Below are 17,686 nucleotides of genomic sequence, written 5' to 3' on the forward strand. Positions count from 1 at the left end.
GTTACAGGGAAACCAAAGATTTTTGCAATACAGCTCTATAGCATATGAACGTGAAGCTGTAACGAATTGCGACTCGCAGCTGAAAGCATCGTGGTGGCGCATGCAGATCGACCGAAACGATTGCGTCGAGCTGACCCCCATTGGGCGGTCGTGGATCTCATGGAGGCGGCAATGGCGAATTTCGGGGGTCGTGGCGAAGACCGGTGTACCGGATACGGCTGCCGCTGTTTCAACCAGAGCCCTACAAAGTCTGTCGCTTCGATTTTCTCAGAGGCCCGATCAACCGCTCGTATTCCTCCTCCGCCCTGCCATAGGCGTCGGCGGCGAATTCCTCGAGGCCGGCGCGATCTCTGACGATCACCAGGCCGCGGACCGAGCGGATAAAATGGTTGCCCTCGAGCAGATGGAGAGCCGTGGTGACGCTCGGCCGCCTGACCGCCAGCATCAGAGCGATAAACTCATGGGTGAGCGCGAGCTTGTCGCCGTCAATGCGGTCGTGGCACATCAAGATCCAGCGAGCCAGCCGCTCGTCGATCCCGTGGATCGCATTAGAAAGCGCTGTGAACCCGGCCTGGGTCGCAAGGATGTGCGTGCTCTTGTGCAGCAGGCTGGTAAACACCGGCTGCGTTTTCATCAGATCCACAAGCTTGTCCTGCCGCAGCCGGTAGGCAAAACCCGGCACCTGGACGGTGACCTCGGTGACGCTGATTCCGCCGTCTATCGCTGCCGCCGTGGGTGCAAACCCGTCACGGCCGAACAATCCGGCCTCGACGCGGTTTCCCTCCGGCGAAACATTGATGATCGAACCTACGCCCGAGCACGGGAAATAAGCATAGTCGATCGTTGCGCCTGCTTTAGCCATGAGAAAGCCGCGAGGGGTGTCGCAAGGTTCCAGATCAGCAACGACAGCTGCAAGCTCCTCCTGAGGCAAGAGGGCGAATAACCGGTTTTCCCTGGTCGGTGTCGTTGCTGCCAATGCTCGCCCTCCGGAAGTGTGGGTTGGGCGCAGTCTGATGGTTTCAGGTGCGAAATACGGACTCGCTAGGCGGCTCTTGCACGCAACTCACCAGCCAGCCCTTGGTTCCCGATTTGCGCGGAATTAACGAAAGGAATGTTGCCGGACTTGCCGGCGGGCCTCGATCTCCGGATAGTTGTCAACTCGCTTCAACTTCCCCTGGTTCCCGCGCGTAAGCAGCTCAAATCTGTCCTCGGGTTTCGGGAACCGACTCTCGGTCCGGTCGTTCGGGCGCAATCGCCTGCTTCAACCGAATAAACAGAGAACGATGATGCGGCTGATGCTCAACCTTTCCCTTCTCTTCCTGGCCGCGACGCCTGCCTTTGCTGCCGATGAAGCCTGACAGCGAAGTGAAGGACATGACCCCTCGAACAGCATCGGGCCTGCGGCCGGCGCCGTTCACGTCCCGCGAGATCGGCGCCGCCCGCAGGCTCAATGCCTTGCTGCGCTTCCTTCCCAGCTATCACACCGATCGGCGCTGGAACGCCAAAATCGTGCAGACCTCAATTCGCGTCGCGCAACTGCTGGCTCCGGACAGGCTGCTGCGCCGCAGGCACGTTGTCACCCGCATTGTCACAGCCGACGGCAGACGGATCGGCTTGAGGTTGATACTTCCGAACGGAGCCCCGCGCGGCCTCTACGTCCATTTCCACGGCGGCGCCTGGGTGATGGGCAACGCCCGCTTTGACGACGGCATCACCTGCCCGATCGCAAGAGACTGTCGGATGGTCGCGGCCGGCGTCGATTTTCACAATGCCGCCGACGACCGGCTGGACCTCGCTCTTCTGGACAGCAAAGCGTCGATCGAATGGCTGGCCGACCATCTTGCCGAGTTTGCGGTCGAGAGGATGATCCTCGGCGGCGAGTCCTCGGGTGCACATCTCGCCGCGGAATCACTGCTTCATCTTCGAGCGCGCGGTAAGGCGGAGGCCGTTGCCGGCTTCGTTTCCATGTGCGGCGCATTCGATCTCGGCGGGTCGCAAAGCCTGCGCCGCTCCACCGGCAGAAGCCTGGTGATCGACGGGCCATCGGCGCTGCGCAATCTGCAGCGACTGACGCCAAGCCTTTCCGGGCGTGAGGCGAAGGGTCCGTTGTTTGCCGATCTCTCTGGCCTGCCCCCCGCCCTGCTGGTCGCCGGAGCGCTCGATCCGATCCTGGACGACAGCATCTCGATGTGTGAGCGATGGCAGAGCCAAAGCGGCAATGCCGACTGCGTAGTCTTCCCCGAGGCCCCGCAGGGCTTCAACCGCTTGCCGACCAGGCTGGCGGCCGGAGCGAACAGGTTTGTCAGAGCCTGGATTTCGCAGAGGCTTGATCGCCCTGGCGCGGATAGTGGCTGATCCTGCGCAGACCTTCGAGTCTGTACGTATTGCACAATGTATTGCTCAATGATTCGAGATGGTTAGGTTCGCCCGCAGCAAGGGTCGGAATAACACCGATGCGCGGACGGACATGGATGACCAACAATTGATTTTTCGCAATGAACTTTTGCGCGCCATGGGCCCGCAGGAGCAGCAACTCCTGCTGCCGCATCTGGAGCCCGTCGATCTTGAGGTGCCCACGATCCTCGAAATGGAGAATAGCCCGGTCAGCGACGTCTATATTCTCGAATCAGGGCTCGCCTCGATCGTGGCGAGATTTCCAGGCGGGCGCGATATCGAAGTGGGCATCGTCGGCCGCGAGGGCATGACGGGGGCGGCCGTCATTCTCGGCGGCAATCAATCCGCTAACCGGACGTTCATGCAAGTCACCGGCCATGGCTTCAAATTGCCGGCATCGACCCTTTCCGCGGCGATGGAGGAAAGCCGTCCCTTACGCAGCCTGCTTCTCGCCTATGTCCAGGCGCTGCTCGCGCAGACGACGTCGACGGTGCTCGCCAACGGCCATGCCAAGCTCGAGGAGCGGCTGGCGCGGTGGCTGCTGATGGTCCATGACAGGACCGACGGCGCGACCATCTGGCTGACGCATGAGTTTCTGGCGGTGATGCTGGGCGTGCGCCGCGCCGGCGTTACGGTCGCGCTGCATCTGCTGGAAGGCAAAGGGCTGATCCGGTCCACCCGACGGCAGATCGTCATCCTCAACCGGCGGGGATTGATCGAAGAGGCGCACGGATCTTACGGCGCTGCCGAAGAAGAATATCGGCGGCTGATCGGCAAGGATCTCGCCCGCTGAAAAGCATGCCGCGTGAGCGCCTCAGGACCGCTCCCTCCGCTCCTTCTCGGAGGCATGCCAGGCTCTGTCGATACTGCCTTCCTCCGCCTTGTGAAAGAATTGCGAGCAGACGAGCCAGCCTTTCAGCGGCCTCAGAATGAGAATGCAGGCGATGACGCTGAGGGGCAGGCTGACGATGAGATGCACCCAGATCGCCGGCTCGAACGTGAATTGGAACCAGAGGGCAAAGGCGAGCGCCGGAACGGCGACGATCGACATCGCGAAGAAGGCCGGCCCATCCGCCGGATCGGCGAATGAATAATCCAGGCCGCAGACTTCGCAGCCTCGGGCGAGCGTAAGATATCCGGAAAACAGATGACCCCGCTGGCACCGCGGGCAGCGTCCCAAAAGTCCCGTGAGGGCAGGGTTCGTCGTTACCTGATAATTGGTGGGAACTTCATTTTCGGGTTCCATTCCCCTCGAACCGCGCCCGAAGGTGCAGGTTCCGCAGCCGACGGTGTTTTCGGCGGACCGGCGGTGGATCAGCGTGATCCTGGCGTGACGCTCTTGTCGTCCTTCTCGGACAGCGCGCCGGCGCCGGGCGTTTTGCTTTCGTCTATGAGATGATCCTTGGCGTGAGGGCCGGCGGGCGGGTTTTTCCTCGCATCAGCGGTTTCCTTTTCGGTTCCTTCGATGTCGGCTCGCGCTTTTTCACCGTCATTCATGAGCTGCTCCTCGTCAGATTGATATGACCGAGCGGCCGTTTCAATCTCCGCCCCGCCGTGAACGCAGCAGTTCGGGAGAGCCCCTTTTCGCCGACGCCAGACGGCCGACCGACAGCAGCTTGACCTCGTCAGTCAAACCGTGGCGATACAGGCGAATGAGCAGAGCGGCGACCTCCTGCATTTCAGGCGAACGCACGGTTTTGCCGGCCTCGCGGCAGATCACATCCACGACGATTTGCAGACGCTGAAGATCGGCCGAATCGAGCGCTTTCAAATGGATGGACTGAGAATCAAGCATGACCCTGGTCCCTAAGCTTTTCACCGCGCATTCTTTGAATAATGGGACTCTATTGCAGCCGAAACAACTCCTCGTCCTCCATTGTACGGAAGCGAACACCCACCGCATCGTGCGCCCGAAGGGACCCGAGGCGCTTTAGTGATAATAGGACGGGTCCCCTCCGAACAGAGCGGCGATCATCGCGTCCACGTCGGAAGGACGCCCACTGACAACAAAGCCGCCCGGCGGTGTTTCGGATCGCTCGTCATAGGCAAAGATGAAAGGAATCCGCCGTGTCTCCAACCAATCATTTATCCAGAGCATGGCCTCGTCGGAAATCGTCACGTCGATGATCACAGCATCGAACAGGAGGCCCTCGCTCAAGCATTCCATGGCGCTGGAGATGACAACGGGGCCGGCGAGCACCGCCTGGCGCGCGATCAACGCCTTTCTTGCACCGTCCGAAACGAAGCCGGCTTCACCAATGATAAGGATCGTCTTGCCGGCGACCGGACTGAGCGACTTCATGGCGGACGCCTACTGTAATCCAGGTTTTAGGGTGATCATGCTGTTCAATGGCGGTTAGAAACATAGGCGGGTCCGCGCCTGTATCGTGCCTACCATATTCGAGCCTGTCATGCGACGTTCATTTTGCCCTGACCGCCGAACCCTTGCCGGGCCGCCTTGTTCCCCGGCGGTTGGGATCGGGGGGCCGGCCGTGCGATCCGTACGTTTTCGCACCAGCTGTTGAAATCGATGACCCTAAGTTTAGGATCGTCGCATACAAGGGGAGGAACGCGGATGATGCAGCACGCGGGAATCACGAAGCCGCCGTTACAGCCCGACGACGTGGCAATGCTGACCGCGGTCCTTGAAGACTGGTGCCAGGAAAAATCATGCGGGATCGCCAGCCCGGCAGCCGAACATATTGCCAGAGAACTCGTTTCCTGGTTCGAATGCGGCATTCGAGACAAGCATAGGCTCGCAGGCCTGATGCGGCATGTGTATCTGGATCCAGAGGACCTGCTCGTCACCCCGGATGCACCGGCCTGCGCACATGTGCGCGAGAATGCCGGGCGGGCGGATGGGCACGATGGATAGAACCCGGCAAAGTGCTCCTGTCGCGGCGGGTCATTCCGAACTCGGTTTTGTCGATCGGCAGATCGCTCTGCGACAGATTGTCGACGATCTTAGAAACCTGCGCGATGGAGTGCCGGACAACTTCGGTCGAGCTCCGGCTCTCGATCGTCTGCTTAGCATGATCGACGCTTCGGTCACATCGATTGCCAAAGCGGATGACGAGGAATGGGAGATCATTCTTATGGAGCTCCTCGATCTTCGCGCGACGATGACGCGTCTTGCCACTGGCGGCGCCGAAACGTCCCACTGATTTCGACAGTGATTTGAAACGAGGATATTGTCGCCCTTTTAAAGGGCGCCCTGGTTCTTTTCCACGGAACCCTGAGACAGGCTATGGCATTGATTCTGCAACGATGGGGCGGCTGATGCCACGATTTTATTTTAATGTCATTTCAGACACCGGCACGGTCGTCGATCCCGATGGATCGGAACTGGCAACCATTGAAGACGCCAGGCGCGAAGCCGTTCAGGATGCAAGAGCCCTCATGAGTCAGGCAATTCTTTCGGGAAAAGACATTTCAGCGAGAAAGATCTACATCTGCGACGAACAGGGGACCCTGCTTCTGATCGTGCCTTTCGCCGATACGATCAGGAGTGCCGATTAGTGGGGCGCCGGATTCGCAGACCGATCAAACGTTGATATTCGCGCTCCGGAACGCCGTAACAGCCGGCTGCGATTTCTTCCAGCCGGTCCCTGTCGAGGATCCTGACATTGGCGCGCGTCGACCTGATCGCTCGAAGACCTTCGATGACGTGCAATTCGTTGGTGACGCCTGCGCGGCGCACGCCGAGCATGATGGCCAGCAGTTCATGCGTCAGCGGCAGGTCGCTGCCATTCAGCCGGTCGTGGCACATCAGCAGCCAGCGGGCGAGCCGCTCGTGCATGTTATAGCGCCCGTTGGCAAGCGCTGACTGGGCCAGCTGAATGTCGCAGTAATGCATGTATTTGAGGAACAGTTCGTTGGCGACCGGAAATTCCGCCAGCACCTGCTTGAAGCTTTTCACCGACACCTGCACGCCGGAGCCGGCGACCTGAACGAAGGTGCGGTTGGGTGTCGTATCCGTTCTCAGCAGGACATGGAGGCCGGACATGCCGTCATGTCCGATGTGACCGACCTCAACGGCTTCGTCATCGCCATTGGCGGCCACCATTGAGGCAAGACCGCCTTCGATGAAACTGACATACTCGTTCGGCTGATCGGCTTCGACCATGTCTGGCCGGAAGTTCGATCAGACTGCCATCGCCGGTGAGCTTTTGGAATGCCTCGGCCGGCAGGGCCGTCAACAGCAAATTCCGAATATCGCTTTGGTCCGGTACGCGCATGCGCTTCTCCTGACGGGAGACAGCCCGTGCTCATACCGACGCCTCTTTGGCGGTAATGAGAGCTATATGGGTCACGCGCGCAATGATGACCATCTTCATATAGGTTTTGTACGGTTCTGACAAAAGCCGAGCCATAGTCCCAGGCGCACCGCTTCTGGGATAATTTCCTGCCCGACACGGAACGCTCTCAAACCTCCCTCGGCAGCCTGATCACGAACCCCGTGCCGGGCTCCCGGTTTTCGATGTGAAGCTCGGCCCTCAGTTGCTGCACCAACGCCCGCACGATCTTCATTCCGAGGCTTTTTCCGCCGTTCTCACCGGACAGCACTTCCGGCGGCAGTCCTCGTCCGTCGTCGGCGATCTCCAGGCAGATCTCGCCGGCAATGCTCCGGGCGCTGACCGTGACGGCGCCTGCTACCTCGGCATAAGCGTGTTTGAAAGCATTGGTCACCAGTTCGTTGACGAGGAGGGCGATCTGGATCGCACGGTCGGCATCGATCATGCATGGATCGGCGACGACCGACACCGTGTGGCCGGAGGTCGATTGCTGCAGGCGTTGGCAAAGGCTGGACAGGAAATCGGCCAGATCCACCGTTTCGATATCAGGCTGGCGCCACAATTGGTCGTGCACCTGGGCAATGGTTCCGACTCGCGCTTCAGCATCCCGAAGCGCCTGTCCGACCTCCTCCTGTTTGGTCGAACGGGCCTGCATGGCGAGCATGGCCGCAACCAGAGCCAGGCTGTTCTTGACGCGATGGCTCATCTCCCGCAGCATGATCTGCTGATGCTCGTCGGCGAAATGCCGCTCGGTATCGTCCCGGAGCACTTTGAGAAAACCGGCGCGCTGGGCGCGCAGCGGCATGGTCAAGCCGCTGCCCCAGAATGTCGAGCCGTCCTTACGCAAGTGAAACCGCTCGTTCTCGGCGCGGCCGCGCTCGGCCGCCGCCTCCATCTCGCGCTCCAGCGCGCCCTCTTCGCGGTCCTCGGGAACGAACAGGATGCGGGCGTCGCGACCGAGGATCTCGCTCTCCTCGTAGCCGAAGATGCGGCAGGCGCCGGTGTTCCAGCTGATGATCCGCCCATCGCGGCCGAAGGCGAAGATCGCATAGTCGATCGCGCTTTTGAGAATAAGCTGGAGGCGCTCTTCGCTGGCGCGCCGAGCTTCGTCCTCATGCAGCATCTGCGTTCGGTCGCGGACGATTTTCAGAAGGCCATAGGTCTCGCCGGCATCGTTGCGAAGCGGCATCATCAGTCCCGAAGCCCAGAACGAACTGCCGTCCTTTCTCACATGCCAGCGATTGTCGTCGGCGCGGCCGGTGGTCAAGGCAAGCCTGATCTCCTTAAGCATTGCCCCGGCAAGCTGATCTTCGAACGTAAAGATCACGGCACCGCTCTGTCCGATGATTTCGGATCCCGAATAGCCGAAGATTTTTTCGGCACCCGCGCTCCACGTCATGACAGTGCCATTGCGATCCATTGCAAAAATTGCATAATCTCGGGCGCTCTCAACGATGTGCCGATAGATTTCAGTCTCGTTGCTCGGGAGGGGATATTGATCCATGCCAGCGCGCGCCCCGCTATTGCCGTCGACTACATTAGCACTTGCTACAGGAAATTTCTCGGGCGCGTGCGGTTGCGTACAAAACTCCTCCACGAAGTCTTCTGCCGATCATGAGAGATAAGCCTCAGCGCCTTGCAATCGGCCATTCCGGGGCGTAGGGCTGAGCGCATCTGTGGTGCTGACGGCCGAGAGACAGTGTCCTCTTGCCAAACAAAGGGCAGAGTGATGCGAGCGTTCGAAAGCGAAAATCTCATTCTGTCGCAGTTAGCGGATGAGGAGCTTATGGCTCTGGAGCGCATGCTGGAACCGCTTCTTCTTCCGCGCGACTTCGAGCTCGTGCATTTGGGCATGCCGGTCAGCCATTATTATTTCCTGGAAACCGGCATTGCTTCCATGGTGGCGACGAGCCCCGAGGGCAGGAAGGCCGAGATCGGCGTGTTCGGCAGGGACGGGATGTCGCCGCCGCCCCTGACGGTGGACGCGGAACAGTTTTCATTCGACGTCATGATGCAAGTTGGCGGTCACGGGCGCCGTGTGGAAGCCGGCGCCCTGGCATGCTTCCTCGCCGACCGGCCCACCGTCCGCCGGCTGCTTTTGCGTTTTCTCCATAGTTTTTTCGCGCAGGTCGCCAACACCGCGCTGTCCAACGCCGTTCACAAGATCGACGTTCGTCTGGCGAGATGGCTTCTGCTGTGCCATGACCGCCTCGATGGCGAAGAGATTGAAATCACGCATGAATATATGGCCACGATGCTGGGAGTCCGCCGCTCCAGCGTGCAGACGCCTACGATGTCCCTGGCATCACAGGACGCAGCTGGCCGGGCCCGGCTGAGGCGCTGAAGCGCGTCTCGCACCGGAATCGACGATCTCTCAAGCGTCACTTTCCCGGCAGATCCTTTTCGGTCGTCGCAGCCGCCGGAAGGTTGTTCTGCGACCCCTCTCTATCGGACGCGCGCAAAGGAGCCGTGGGCGCCTTCTGAACATAGATGCCGAGTCCGAGCGCGCCGATGGCCACCACAAAAGCGCCAGCGATGGCTGCAACCGATCGTCGCCCATCCTGCTTGATCATTCCGAAAGCAAGAGCAATTCCGAGAAGGGCAGCCCCTCCCGATACCGCAAAAAGCCAGAGAAAATTCATCATCATGCTCCCATGTCGGGCCCGAACCCGTGACGGGGTTGAAGGTTCCCACGGTCGTTGACGCGGGAACGATGCCAGTTGGAATTTCATGCGGCGCATTGACGCACAACTCCCAAGGTGCTACCTCTGAAATTGGTCAGGCCAGTTGACCAGCTGCGCGCTTGAGGAGAAGCCGCCGGGGAGGCCAGAATGTTTTTGCCCGTTGAATCGCGCCGCCTCTACAGGCAGGTAGCGGATCAAATTCGTTCGATGATTGCCGGAGGCGAGCTTGTCGTCGGTCAGAAGCTGCCGGCCGAGCGCGATCTCGCGGAGCAACTGTCGGTCTCACGCCCGACCGTGCGCGAAGCCCTGATCGTCCTGGAGGTCGAGGGCCTCGTCAACATCCGCATGGGCTCAGGCATCTATGTGGTGCGCCGTCAGGGCGTCAGCATGGCGACAAGCGAAAGCGAGCCGGTGGAGGGGCCTTTCGAACTGCTGCAGGCACGCGCCATCATCGAATGCGCCATAGCCGAAGAGGCGGCAACCCGGGCCAGGCCTGAAGACATTGCCGTGCTTGACGAGGCGCTGATGCGCATGAGCGGCGGCGTCAACGATGCGGCGACGGTGCTCGCCGCCGACCGCGCCTTTCACACTGGCATTGCCGCCATTGTCGGCAATTCGACGTTGACCCGCGTGACGGGCGAGATGTTCGACATGCGCATGACTCCCTATTTCGCGAAGCTGGCCAGCCATTTCGAGGGGCCGACGACATGGCGCAGCGCCGTCGATGAGCACCGGGCCATCCGCGATGCAATCGCCGCCGGCGATGCCGCCGGCGCGAAGGCTGCAATGCGCAGCCATCTCACCCTATCGCAGAAGAGATTTTCCGAGAGCTTCGGGGAGGAGTTCTCGGGAGAGGAGGAGCGCGGCCGCGACAAGGCGCCCGCGAAAGGAACCACCAAGACTTAAACCCGAGCACGGGAGGAGAGCGCAATGAAGATGAGACTGGCAACGATACTGTGCACCGCAGCCGCGATCATGGCGACGACGGCGGTTGCGCATGCCCAGACCGTACTGAAATGGGCACATGTCTATGAAACCTCGGAGCCCTTCCACACTGATTCCGTCTGGGCCGCGGAAGAGATCGCCAAGCGTACCGACGGGCGCTACAAGATCGAGGTCTATCCGGCTTCGCAGCTCGGCAAGGAAGCCGACATCAACCAGGGGCTCAAGCTCGGTACGGTCGACATCATCATTTCTGGATCGAGCTTTGCCGCACGCGACTACAAGCCGATCGGCGTCACCTACTTCCCCTATATCTTCCGCAACCCCGATCATCTGATCGCCTATACCAAGAGCGACGTCTTCAAGCGTCTTGCCAAGGGTTATGAGGACAAGACCGGCAACCATATCGCCGCCGTCAGCTATTACGGCACGCGCCACACCACCTCCAATAAACCGATTGCCAAATGCGCCGACATGCAGGGCCTGAAGATCCGCGTGCCCGACGTTCCGGCCTATCTCGCCATGCCGCGAGCATGCGGCGCCAACACCACGCCGATTGCCTTTGCCGAGGTCTATCTCGCTCTGCAGAACGGGACGGTCGAGGCGCAGGAAAACCCGCTGACGACGATCGAGGCGAAGAAGTTCTACGAGGTCCAGAAAAACATCATCCTCACCGGCCATATCGTCGATCACCTGAACACCGTGATCTCGAAGCAGCTGTGGGCGAAGCTCTCCGACGATGACAAGAAGATATTCGGTGAAGTGATGCAGCAGGCAGCCGAGCGCACGAGCAAGACGATCGCCGGCAAGGAAAACAGCCTGGTTGCGACCTTCAAGGAGAAGGGGCTCAACGTCGCCGAGGTCGACAAGAGCGATTTCGAGAAGAATGTGATGGAAAAGGTGAAGTTCGAAGACTTCGGCTACGAGAAGGCCGATTGGGAAGCGATCCGGGCGATTCAGTAGGAGCCTGAGAGCGCGGCCAGCCCCTCATCCGGCTGCCGCCACCTTCTCCCCGCGCGCGGGGAGAAGGGACAAGCCGCACCCTTCCGCTTCCCCCTTACGCCTCGCAGGGCAAGTCCCCTCTCCCCGCCGGCAGGAAGAGGGTTAGGGTGAGGGGCAGCCTTCGGCACGAACAGGGCAGCAGCGGCACAAGGCTTGCCAACAATATGAAGGTCGCGCCGCCACACGCCGCGCCCATCTTCTCCAACCGGAACAAGGCCGATCATGTCGCAAGAAATTCATACGCCAATCACGGCCGAGGAAATCGGCCACGAATTCGAAGGGCACGCGCCGACCGCACATGTCGCAGACTATGCTGTCGAGGACTGGATCACGTTGATCGTCTTCTGGCTGATGGCGGGCTGCGTCTTCCTGCAGTTCTTCACGCGTTATGTGCTGAATGACAGCTATGCCTGGACCGAGGAAATCGCCATCAACTGCCTGATCGGCGTCGTCTTTCTCGGCGCGGTCATGTGCGTGCGCACCTCGCGGCATATTCAGGTGGATGTGTTCTATCACTATATGCCGGCAGGGCTGGCGCGCGTGCTCGCAACCTTCGTCGATATCGTCCGCATCGGTTTCTTCGCCTATGGCTGCTATTTGATGTGGCGTTACGTCGACATCGTCGCCGACGAACAGATGGTCACCATCGACCTGCCGCGCAACATCGTCTTTTACTCCGTTCTCGTCGCCTTCGTGCTGATGCTGATCCGCGCCGTGATCGTCTTCATCGCCAATCTGCGCCGCGGCTACTCCGTCCTGGAGCGCCCGGAAGAATTTCAATCCGTCGAAGGATGACCCGATGCTGCTGCTTCTTGGCTCGTTTCTGCTGCTGATGCTGGTCGGCGTGCCCGTCGCCATCTCGATGGCCGTCGCCTCCGTGCTTTACATCGTCCTTTACGGCGTGGCGCCAGACATCATCGTCGCCCAGCGCATGATCGCCGGCGTCGAGAGTTTTCCGCTGCTCGCCGTGCCCTTCTTCATCCTGGCCGGCAATCTGATGAATTCCGCCGGCGTTACCGGCCGTATCTATTCCTTCGCGGTCGCTCTCGTCGGCTGGATGAAGGGCGGGCTGGCGCAAGTCAACATCATCGGCTCCGTCATCTTCTCCGGCATGTCCGGCACCGCGCTTGCCGATGCGGCCGGCATCGGCACGATCGAAATCAAGGCGATGAAGGACCATGGCTATCCCGTCGAGGCCGCTGTCGGTGTCACGGCGGCCTCGGCGACACTCGGGCCGATCTTCCCACCGTCGCTGCCCTTCGTCATCTACGGCATGATGGCGAACGTCTCGATCGGCGCCCTCTTCATGGCCGGCATCCTGCCCGGCGTCGTCATGACGCTGCTGATGATGATCACGGTCGCCGCCTTCGCCTACCGCAAGCGCTGGGGTTCGGACGCGCCGTTCGATGTGCGCCAGCTCCTGTCGGCCGGCGTGGAAATCGTCGTCGTCCTGATGGTGCCTGTGGCGATCTATCTGATGATGCGCGCCGGTCTCTCGATGAATGCCGCGGCGGGTATAGCCCTTCTCGTGCTTCTGGCGCTCGACTGGTATTTCGGCTTCTCCGCCGTCATGGCGCTGATGACTCCCGTCATTCTGATCGGCGGCATGACGATGGGCTGGTTCACGCCGACGGAAGCCGCTGTCGCCGCCGTGCTCTGGTCGCTGTTCCTCGGCCTCGTACGCTACCGCACGATGACGCTCTCGACGCTTGCCAAAGCCAGCTTCGATACGATCGAAACGACGGCGTCGGTGCTCTTCATCGTCACGGCCGCTTCGGTTTTCGCGTGGCTCTTGACGGTCAGCCAGGCCGCGCAGCTGCTTTCCGATGCGATCCTGTCGATCACCGACAATAAATGGGTTTTCCTGATCCTGGTGAACCTGCTGATGCTCTTCGTCGGCTGCTTCCTCGATACGATCGCCGCAATCACCATCCTCGTGCCGATCCTTCTGCCTATTGTCGCGAAGTTCGGCATCGATCCCGTTCAGTTCGGCCTGATCATGACGCTGAACCTGATGATCGGCTTGCTTCACCCGCCGCTCGGCATGGTGTTGTTCGTGCTGTCGCGGGTCGCGAAGCTTTCAGTCGAACGCACGACGATGGCGATCCTGCCGTGGCTGGTGCCGCTGTTCCTGGCGCTGATCCTGATCACCTTCATTCCTGCCGTATCGCTCTGGCTGCCGCAGCAGCTCGGACTGTTGAGATAGGAGGATAGGATGCAGACGCGTCTGGCGCGGCTTTACCAGAAGGGCGATCTCAGGGTCGAAATGGACACGGTTCCAACTCCCGGTCCAGGCGAGGTGCTTCTCAAGATGGCGGCCGCGGGCATCTGCGGCTCCGACCTGCATTATTATCAGGACGGGGGCTTCGGGCCGGTCAGGGTGCGCGAGCCGATCATCCCCGGCCACGAGGCTTCGGGGAGGGTGAACCAAGCGGGCGAGGGGGTCGATCTCAAAGCCGGCACGCTGGTCGCAGTCAATCCAAGCCAGCCTTGCGGCCATTGCGAATACTGCGTGACGGGGCTGCCGATCCATTGCCTCGACATGCGCTTCATGGGCAGCGCGATGCGCCTGCCGCATGAGCAGGGCATGTTCCGGGAGTGGCTGGTGGTGCCGGCCCGGCAATGCTTCGAAATGGGAGCCGAGACGACGGCCGCGGAAGCGGCCTGCACCGAGCCGCTTGCCGTCTGCCTGCATGCGGCATCGCGCGCCGGCGAGATATCGGGCAAACGCGCCCTCGTCACCGGCGCCGGCCCGATCGGCTGTCTGATGGTTGCCGCCGCGCGGCATCACGGTGCGGCCGAGATCGTCGTGACCGATCTCGCCGATGCGGCGCTGGAGCGGGCGAAAGCGATGGGCGCCAACCGCACGATCAATGTTTCCGGGGATGCGGCAGCGCTTGGCAAATTCGAGGCGGGCAAGGGCTATTTCGATCTCGTCTTCGAATGCTCGGCCGCCGCACCCGCGATCCGGAGCGCAATCGCCGCCATCCGGCCGCGCGGCACCCTCGTGCAGGTCGGCGTCACGGGCGAGATCCCGGTCCCGCTCAACGCCATTGTCAGCAAGGAGCTGCATATCCACGGCACGCAGAGGTTCCACGAGGAATTCGCCACAGCCGCGAGGCTGATCGCAAGCCGCAAGATCGATGTCCGGTCGATCATCAGCCACAGTCTACCCTTGGAAGAAGCCGCCGCCGCCTTCACCCTTGCCGGTGACCGCACGGCGGCCTGTAAGGTACAGCTTACGTTTTAGCCGCGTGATACTCGCCGTAGATTGTCACCGTGTTTCAACCATTCCTTCTCGGCAGTCGCTTGCGCGGTCATATCCCAATCAAAAGAAGATACAAATCCTGTCCTGTCGCAAACATGTCCCATAACAGATGATGTTTTAATCAACCGAAATGGTGAGGCGTCGGTTCGAATCGGCTCAACTGCGCCACCCAAAACAGATCATCTCATCCTTGGGCGAGGTTCAGTACATGTTCTGACCATCTTCATTTTTCAGATGCAATTCGACGTCGCCCATCGTCGATCGTCGATACCGGTGATCCGGCTGGCAATCTGCGGGCCGGTGACCAGGATGCAGACGGAATTGCCCAATAAACAGCATTGTCAGGGAGGCGTCGCCGACGCAGAACTATGGGCGCTTAGCAGTATCGTAAGAATAGTTTTGATGTTACTTATATTAGAGGCCGCTGAGACGGTTCGGCGGAAGCCTGTCATGAGGCCCGGACGAGGGTCAGACTATCGGTCACCAAAACTGGGATGATGCCATGACGGAGTTCGACTCCAAAAAACTGTCCCACATTCACCATGCGCTCCACAGCGACCTTCCGTCCGAGCCTGCCTTGCGCACCAAGGCTCTCGAAAGCTTGCTGACCGAGAAGAAGCTGCTCGACGCCGCAGCCATAGACGCTTGGATAGAGATGTACCGCGACGAAATCGGACCGAAGCGGGGAGCGGCCGTGGTCGCGCGCGCCTGGATCGATCCCGCCTTCAAGGAAAGGTTGCTTGCTGACGGAACGTCAGCCATCGCCGAACTCGGCTTCGCCGGACATGCCACGGGCCATCTCCAGGCGGTCGAGAACACGCCAACGGTTCACAACCTCGTCGTCTGCACATTGTGCTCCTGCTATCCATTTTCACTGCTCGGCATGTCGCCGGCCTGGTACAAATCGAATGAATACCGGGCGCGCGCGGTGCGGGACCCAAGAGGTGTGCTCAAGGAGTTCGGAGTCGAACTAGACGAAGAAACACAGGTGCGCGTTTGGGATTCGACGTCCGAACGCCGCTACCTTGTCGTTCCGCAACGGCCCGTGGGCCTCGATGGTTGGGATGAGGGCGCTCTAGCGGAGTTGGTGACGCGCAATTCGATGATCGGCACGCAGCGCGATCTTTATCCCTCAGGGGTGGCGAGCTGATGGACGGTGTCCATGATCTAGGCGGCCGTGAGGGCTTTGGCTCCGTCCCCCACAAGGAAGATGGCAAGCCTTTTCGTGCCGAGTGGGAGACCCGAGCCTTCGGTATAGTCCAATCATCTGCCCTTGGGCCGGGCTGGTCCATAGACTGGTTCCGGCACTGCCGCGAGTTGATCGTTCCGACGGATTACCTGACCCGGCCGTATTTTGACCAGTGGATCACAACGCTTGCCGCTCAGATGGTCGATGAGGGCTACCTGACGCTCGATGAAGTCCGGTCTGGACAGTCGTCCTTCATCCCCCAGCCCGCATATCCCGCTGACACTGCCGAAGCATCGCGCGCTTATGTCAAAGCGCCGAAGAGCTATGCTAGGGAAGTTGGAACGCCCCCCAGGTTCTCTCCCGGCGATTCCGTCTGTTGTTCGCCGAGGGGGCGGCCCGGCCATACCAGGCTCCCCGGATATGTTCGAAACCGCAGAGGCGTCGTTCACTCGCATCATGGCGGCCATTTGCTTCCAGACGCATCGACGCGCGGCGAGACGAAGGCCGAACACCTTTACACGGTGATGTTCGAAGCTGGCGAGTTATGGCCCGAAGCCGAGCGTGCGACGGACCAGGTTTTTGTCGATCTTTGGGAGAGCTATATTGAGTCCGCATGACCTATACGCGCCGGAGCGACTAAGGATGCGCGACGGGGAGCCGCCGTTCCTTGAACCGTGGCATGCGCAGGCGATGGCCATGGCGGACCTGCTTGTGAAGTCCGGGCAGCTTTCTTCTAAATCGTGGGCCGAAGCGCTCGGCGCGGAGATAGGCGCGTCAGCTGCGAGGGGGGCGGCCGATAACTCGAAAGCCTATTTTGGGGCTGTCCTTTCCGCGCTGGAACGGCTGCTGGCTAACGACGGGAAGGTGTCTGCGGCGGAGCTTCACGAACGTGAGCACGCGTGGGAGGAAGCTTATTTGCGGACGCCTCATGGGCAGCCCGTAAAGCTCGACTAGCTGTTTTCCTTCACTACTTTCTCGATGTCGGCGCAATGTGTTTTTCCGCGTCCGACGATAGCTTGAAGATGGCTGCTTATTTGGAAAGGGCACTCAACGACCCTTTGTCGGACCGCCCTGAGCAGCATCGGCATTTGTTGCAGCGGACGACGGCAGCAGGGCGGAGATGCCGGGATTCAAGCCAAATTGCAACTGTGGCATCGCAGGCTCGCTGTCGCACCACCATACAGGCGAGGTCAAACAACCGGTCCCGTTCGGCCTTGCCGCAAACATCTCTACTCCTTCCACCGCTCATCGCGCCCGAACCTTCCAACGCCAGCTCCAGAAGGCGAGCCCTTCTGCGATGACAAGTGCGATCGCAGTCTTGAGGGCGAGAATCGATGCATTCGCGTTCGTGTCGACGAGCGCGAAGGCATATGGAAGCCGCGGAATGAACCGCTGGCATCCATAGTCTCAAAGCGAAAGCCGAAGGGTGTCCCTTCCCCGCCCCCGCTCCTCCCTCGCAACCCGGCCCAGCCGGAGTCGCGCCTCTAATCAGCTTTGACAACACTGAAATAGCAGGTCAACGGTTCTGGCACGGCGAGTTTTCCAGGCCAGCGTCCGGTCTGTTGCTGTTGTGCTCACATTGTGTGCGAAGAAGATCGCATAATGTATCGACGGGAACTCACGATCTACTCGTGGTGATCAGGTGCAAGGCAGAATTGCCCCTTGTAACCGCTGCTGTTGACAGCTTGCGATCGAATGTCGCCAGCTGCCCCCCATGCACCTTGGCTAGCGCAAGCAGGTAGGTGTCAGTTACCTGTCCCGATGTTAGAATTTTCGTGGGAGCGATATCACCTGACCCGACAAGGCTCACATCGTCCGGCCAAAAACTGTGACCAGGGAGCGACCGCAATTTGCGGAAGATTTCCATCACGAGTGACGGTGAACCGGGAGAGTTGGGATATTTGGGGTTGCC

Annotated in this window: 23 protein-coding genes and 1 pseudogene; 14 read left to right on the top strand and 10 right to left on the bottom strand. The window is 60.5% G+C overall.

Annotation, left to right across the window (positions count from 1 at the left end; genetic code table 11):
* Positions 1–241 precede the first annotated feature (241 nt).
* Both CO660_RS30595 and CO660_RS33020 read right to left on the bottom strand, forming a co-directional pair.
* On the bottom strand, positions 242–862 hold the full coding sequence (locus CO660_RS30595) for a Crp/Fnr family transcriptional regulator (RefSeq protein ID WP_245421406.1): 621 nt from the start codon (positions 860–862) through the stop codon (positions 242–244).
* A gap of 334 nt (positions 863–1,196) precedes the next feature.
* On the bottom strand, positions 1,197–1,376 hold the full coding sequence (locus tag CO660_RS33020) for a hypothetical protein (RefSeq protein ID WP_141504944.1): 180 nt from the start codon (positions 1,374–1,376) through the stop codon (positions 1,197–1,199).
* Here CO660_RS33020 and CO660_RS30600 point away from each other — a divergent pair.
* Positions 1,375–2,355 (top strand): alpha/beta hydrolase, encoded by a 981-nt coding sequence (locus tag CO660_RS30600; RefSeq protein ID WP_176536411.1) that lies wholly within the window; start codon positions 1,375–1,377, stop codon positions 2,353–2,355. The two genes, CO660_RS33020 and CO660_RS30600, sit on opposite strands and share 2 nt — an antisense overlap.
* Before the next feature lie 112 nt (positions 2,356–2,467).
* Positions 2,468–3,187, top strand: coding sequence for a Crp/Fnr family transcriptional regulator (locus tag CO660_RS30605; RefSeq protein ID WP_097601685.1), 720 nt, complete (start codon positions 2,468–2,470; stop codon positions 3,185–3,187).
* Between the two features lie 21 nt (positions 3,188–3,208).
* Here the strand turns inward: CO660_RS30605 and CO660_RS30610 are convergent, their stop codons facing one another.
* The 4 genes from CO660_RS30610 to CO660_RS30625 form a co-directional block, all read right to left on the bottom strand.
* Positions 3,209–3,640, bottom strand: a complete 432-nt coding sequence (locus tag CO660_RS30610) for a DUF983 domain-containing protein (RefSeq protein WP_085781345.1) — start codon at positions 3,638–3,640, stop codon at positions 3,209–3,211.
* Between the two features lie 68 nt (positions 3,641–3,708).
* Positions 3,709–3,891 (bottom strand): hypothetical protein, encoded by a 183-nt coding sequence (locus CO660_RS30615; RefSeq protein ID WP_097601686.1) that lies wholly within the window; start codon positions 3,889–3,891, stop codon positions 3,709–3,711.
* Between the two features lie 40 nt (positions 3,892–3,931).
* Positions 3,932–4,165, bottom strand: coding sequence for a hypothetical protein (locus CO660_RS30620; RefSeq protein WP_245421407.1), 234 nt, complete (start codon positions 4,163–4,165; stop codon positions 3,932–3,934).
* Positions 4,166–4,324: 159 nt separating this feature from the next.
* Complete coding sequence (locus CO660_RS30625) at positions 4,325–4,696, bottom strand: hypothetical protein (RefSeq protein WP_097601688.1); 372 nt, start codon at positions 4,694–4,696, stop codon at positions 4,325–4,327.
* A 273-nt stretch (positions 4,697–4,969) separates the two neighbouring features.
* Here CO660_RS30625 and CO660_RS30630 point away from each other — a divergent pair, with 273 nt between their 5' ends.
* From CO660_RS30630 to CO660_RS34585, 3 genes are read left to right on the top strand one after another with little or no spacing between them, the layout of a single operon-like run.
* Positions 4,970–5,269 (top strand): hypothetical protein, encoded by a 300-nt coding sequence (locus tag CO660_RS30630; protein ID WP_097601689.1) that lies wholly within the window; start codon positions 4,970–4,972, stop codon positions 5,267–5,269.
* Positions 5,262–5,558 (top strand): hypothetical protein, encoded by a 297-nt coding sequence (locus tag CO660_RS30635; protein WP_097601704.1) that lies wholly within the window; start codon positions 5,262–5,264, stop codon positions 5,556–5,558. Before CO660_RS30630 ends, CO660_RS30635 begins: the two co-directional genes overlap by 8 nt.
* Positions 5,527–5,913, top strand: a complete 387-nt coding sequence (locus tag CO660_RS34585; RefSeq protein WP_348627658.1) for a hypothetical protein — start codon at positions 5,527–5,529, stop codon at positions 5,911–5,913. The genes CO660_RS30635 and CO660_RS34585 overlap by 32 nt, the downstream gene beginning before the upstream one ends.
* Here the strand turns inward: CO660_RS34585 and CO660_RS30645 are convergent.
* Positions 5,897–6,632: pseudogene (locus CO660_RS30645) on the bottom strand (Crp/Fnr family transcriptional regulator). The gene CO660_RS34585 and the pseudogene CO660_RS30645 sit on opposite strands and share 17 nt — an antisense overlap.
* Before the next feature lie 187 nt (positions 6,633–6,819).
* Positions 6,820–8,193 (bottom strand): PAS domain S-box protein, encoded by a 1,374-nt coding sequence (locus CO660_RS30650; protein WP_097601690.1) that lies wholly within the window; start codon positions 8,191–8,193, stop codon positions 6,820–6,822.
* A gap of 282 nt (positions 8,194–8,475) precedes the next feature.
* On the opposite strand from CO660_RS30650, the gene CO660_RS30655 reads away from it, so the two are divergent.
* Positions 8,476–9,033 carry a Crp/Fnr family transcriptional regulator gene (locus CO660_RS30655; protein WP_245421408.1) on the top strand — a complete coding sequence of 186 codons (558 nt, stop codon included), beginning with the start codon at positions 8,476–8,478 and terminating at the stop codon, positions 9,031–9,033.
* A gap of 37 nt (positions 9,034–9,070) precedes the next feature.
* Here CO660_RS30655 and CO660_RS30660 read toward each other — a convergent pair whose 3' ends face one another.
* On the bottom strand, positions 9,071–9,430 hold the full coding sequence (locus CO660_RS30660) for a hypothetical protein (RefSeq protein WP_245421409.1): 360 nt from the start codon (positions 9,428–9,430) through the stop codon (positions 9,071–9,073).
* Between the two features lie 90 nt (positions 9,431–9,520).
* On the opposite strand from CO660_RS30660, the gene CO660_RS30665 reads away from it, so the two are divergent.
* The 8 genes from CO660_RS30665 to CO660_RS30705 all read left to right on the top strand — a co-directional run bounded on the left by CO660_RS30665 (position 9,521) and on the right by CO660_RS30705 (position 16,728).
* Positions 9,521–10,279: a FadR/GntR family transcriptional regulator gene (locus CO660_RS30665; protein ID WP_097601692.1), complete on the top strand. Its 759-nt coding sequence runs from the start codon at positions 9,521–9,523 to the stop codon at positions 10,277–10,279.
* 24 nt (positions 10,280–10,303) lie between these two features.
* Positions 10,304–11,278, top strand: a complete 975-nt coding sequence (locus tag CO660_RS30670) for a sialic acid TRAP transporter substrate-binding protein SiaP (RefSeq protein WP_097601693.1) — start codon at positions 10,304–10,306, stop codon at positions 11,276–11,278.
* A 261-nt stretch (positions 11,279–11,539) separates the two neighbouring features.
* The gene (locus CO660_RS30680; RefSeq protein ID WP_097601694.1) at positions 11,540–12,112 is read left to right on the top strand and encodes a TRAP transporter small permease; all 573 of its coding nucleotides are present in this window, start codon (positions 11,540–11,542) and stop codon (positions 12,110–12,112) included.
* Between the two features lie 4 nt (positions 12,113–12,116).
* The gene (locus CO660_RS30685; RefSeq protein ID WP_097601695.1) at positions 12,117–13,523 is read left to right on the top strand and encodes a TRAP transporter large permease; all 1,407 of its coding nucleotides are present in this window, start codon (positions 12,117–12,119) and stop codon (positions 13,521–13,523) included.
* Positions 13,524–13,532: 9 nt separating this feature from the next.
* Positions 13,533–14,567, top strand: a complete 1,035-nt coding sequence (locus CO660_RS30690) for an L-idonate 5-dehydrogenase (RefSeq protein WP_097601696.1) — start codon at positions 13,533–13,535, stop codon at positions 14,565–14,567.
* 520 nt (positions 14,568–15,087) lie between these two features.
* Complete coding sequence (gene nthA, locus CO660_RS30695) at positions 15,088–15,735, top strand: nitrile hydratase subunit alpha (protein WP_097601697.1); 648 nt, start codon at positions 15,088–15,090, stop codon at positions 15,733–15,735.
* Complete coding sequence (gene nthB / locus CO660_RS30700) at positions 15,735–16,391, top strand: nitrile hydratase subunit beta (RefSeq protein ID WP_097601698.1); 657 nt, start codon at positions 15,735–15,737, stop codon at positions 16,389–16,391. The genes nthA and nthB overlap by 1 nt, the downstream gene beginning before the upstream one ends.
* 25 nt (positions 16,392–16,416) lie before the next feature.
* A complete protein-coding gene (locus CO660_RS30705; RefSeq protein WP_097601699.1) occupies positions 16,417–16,728 on the top strand; it encodes a nitrile hydratase accessory protein in 312 nt (103 codons plus the stop codon).
* A gap of 664 nt (positions 16,729–17,392) precedes the next feature.
* On the opposite strand, the gene CO660_RS33615 is transcribed toward CO660_RS30705, so the two are convergent.
* Positions 17,393–17,686: VapC toxin family PIN domain ribonuclease (locus tag CO660_RS33615; protein ID WP_097600904.1), on the bottom strand; the 294-nt coding region annotated here is incomplete at its 5' end.

The sequence above is a fragment of the Rhizobium sp. L9 genome, assembly GCF_002531885.1.
Classification (GTDB): domain Bacteria; phylum Pseudomonadota; class Alphaproteobacteria; order Rhizobiales; family Rhizobiaceae; genus Rhizobium.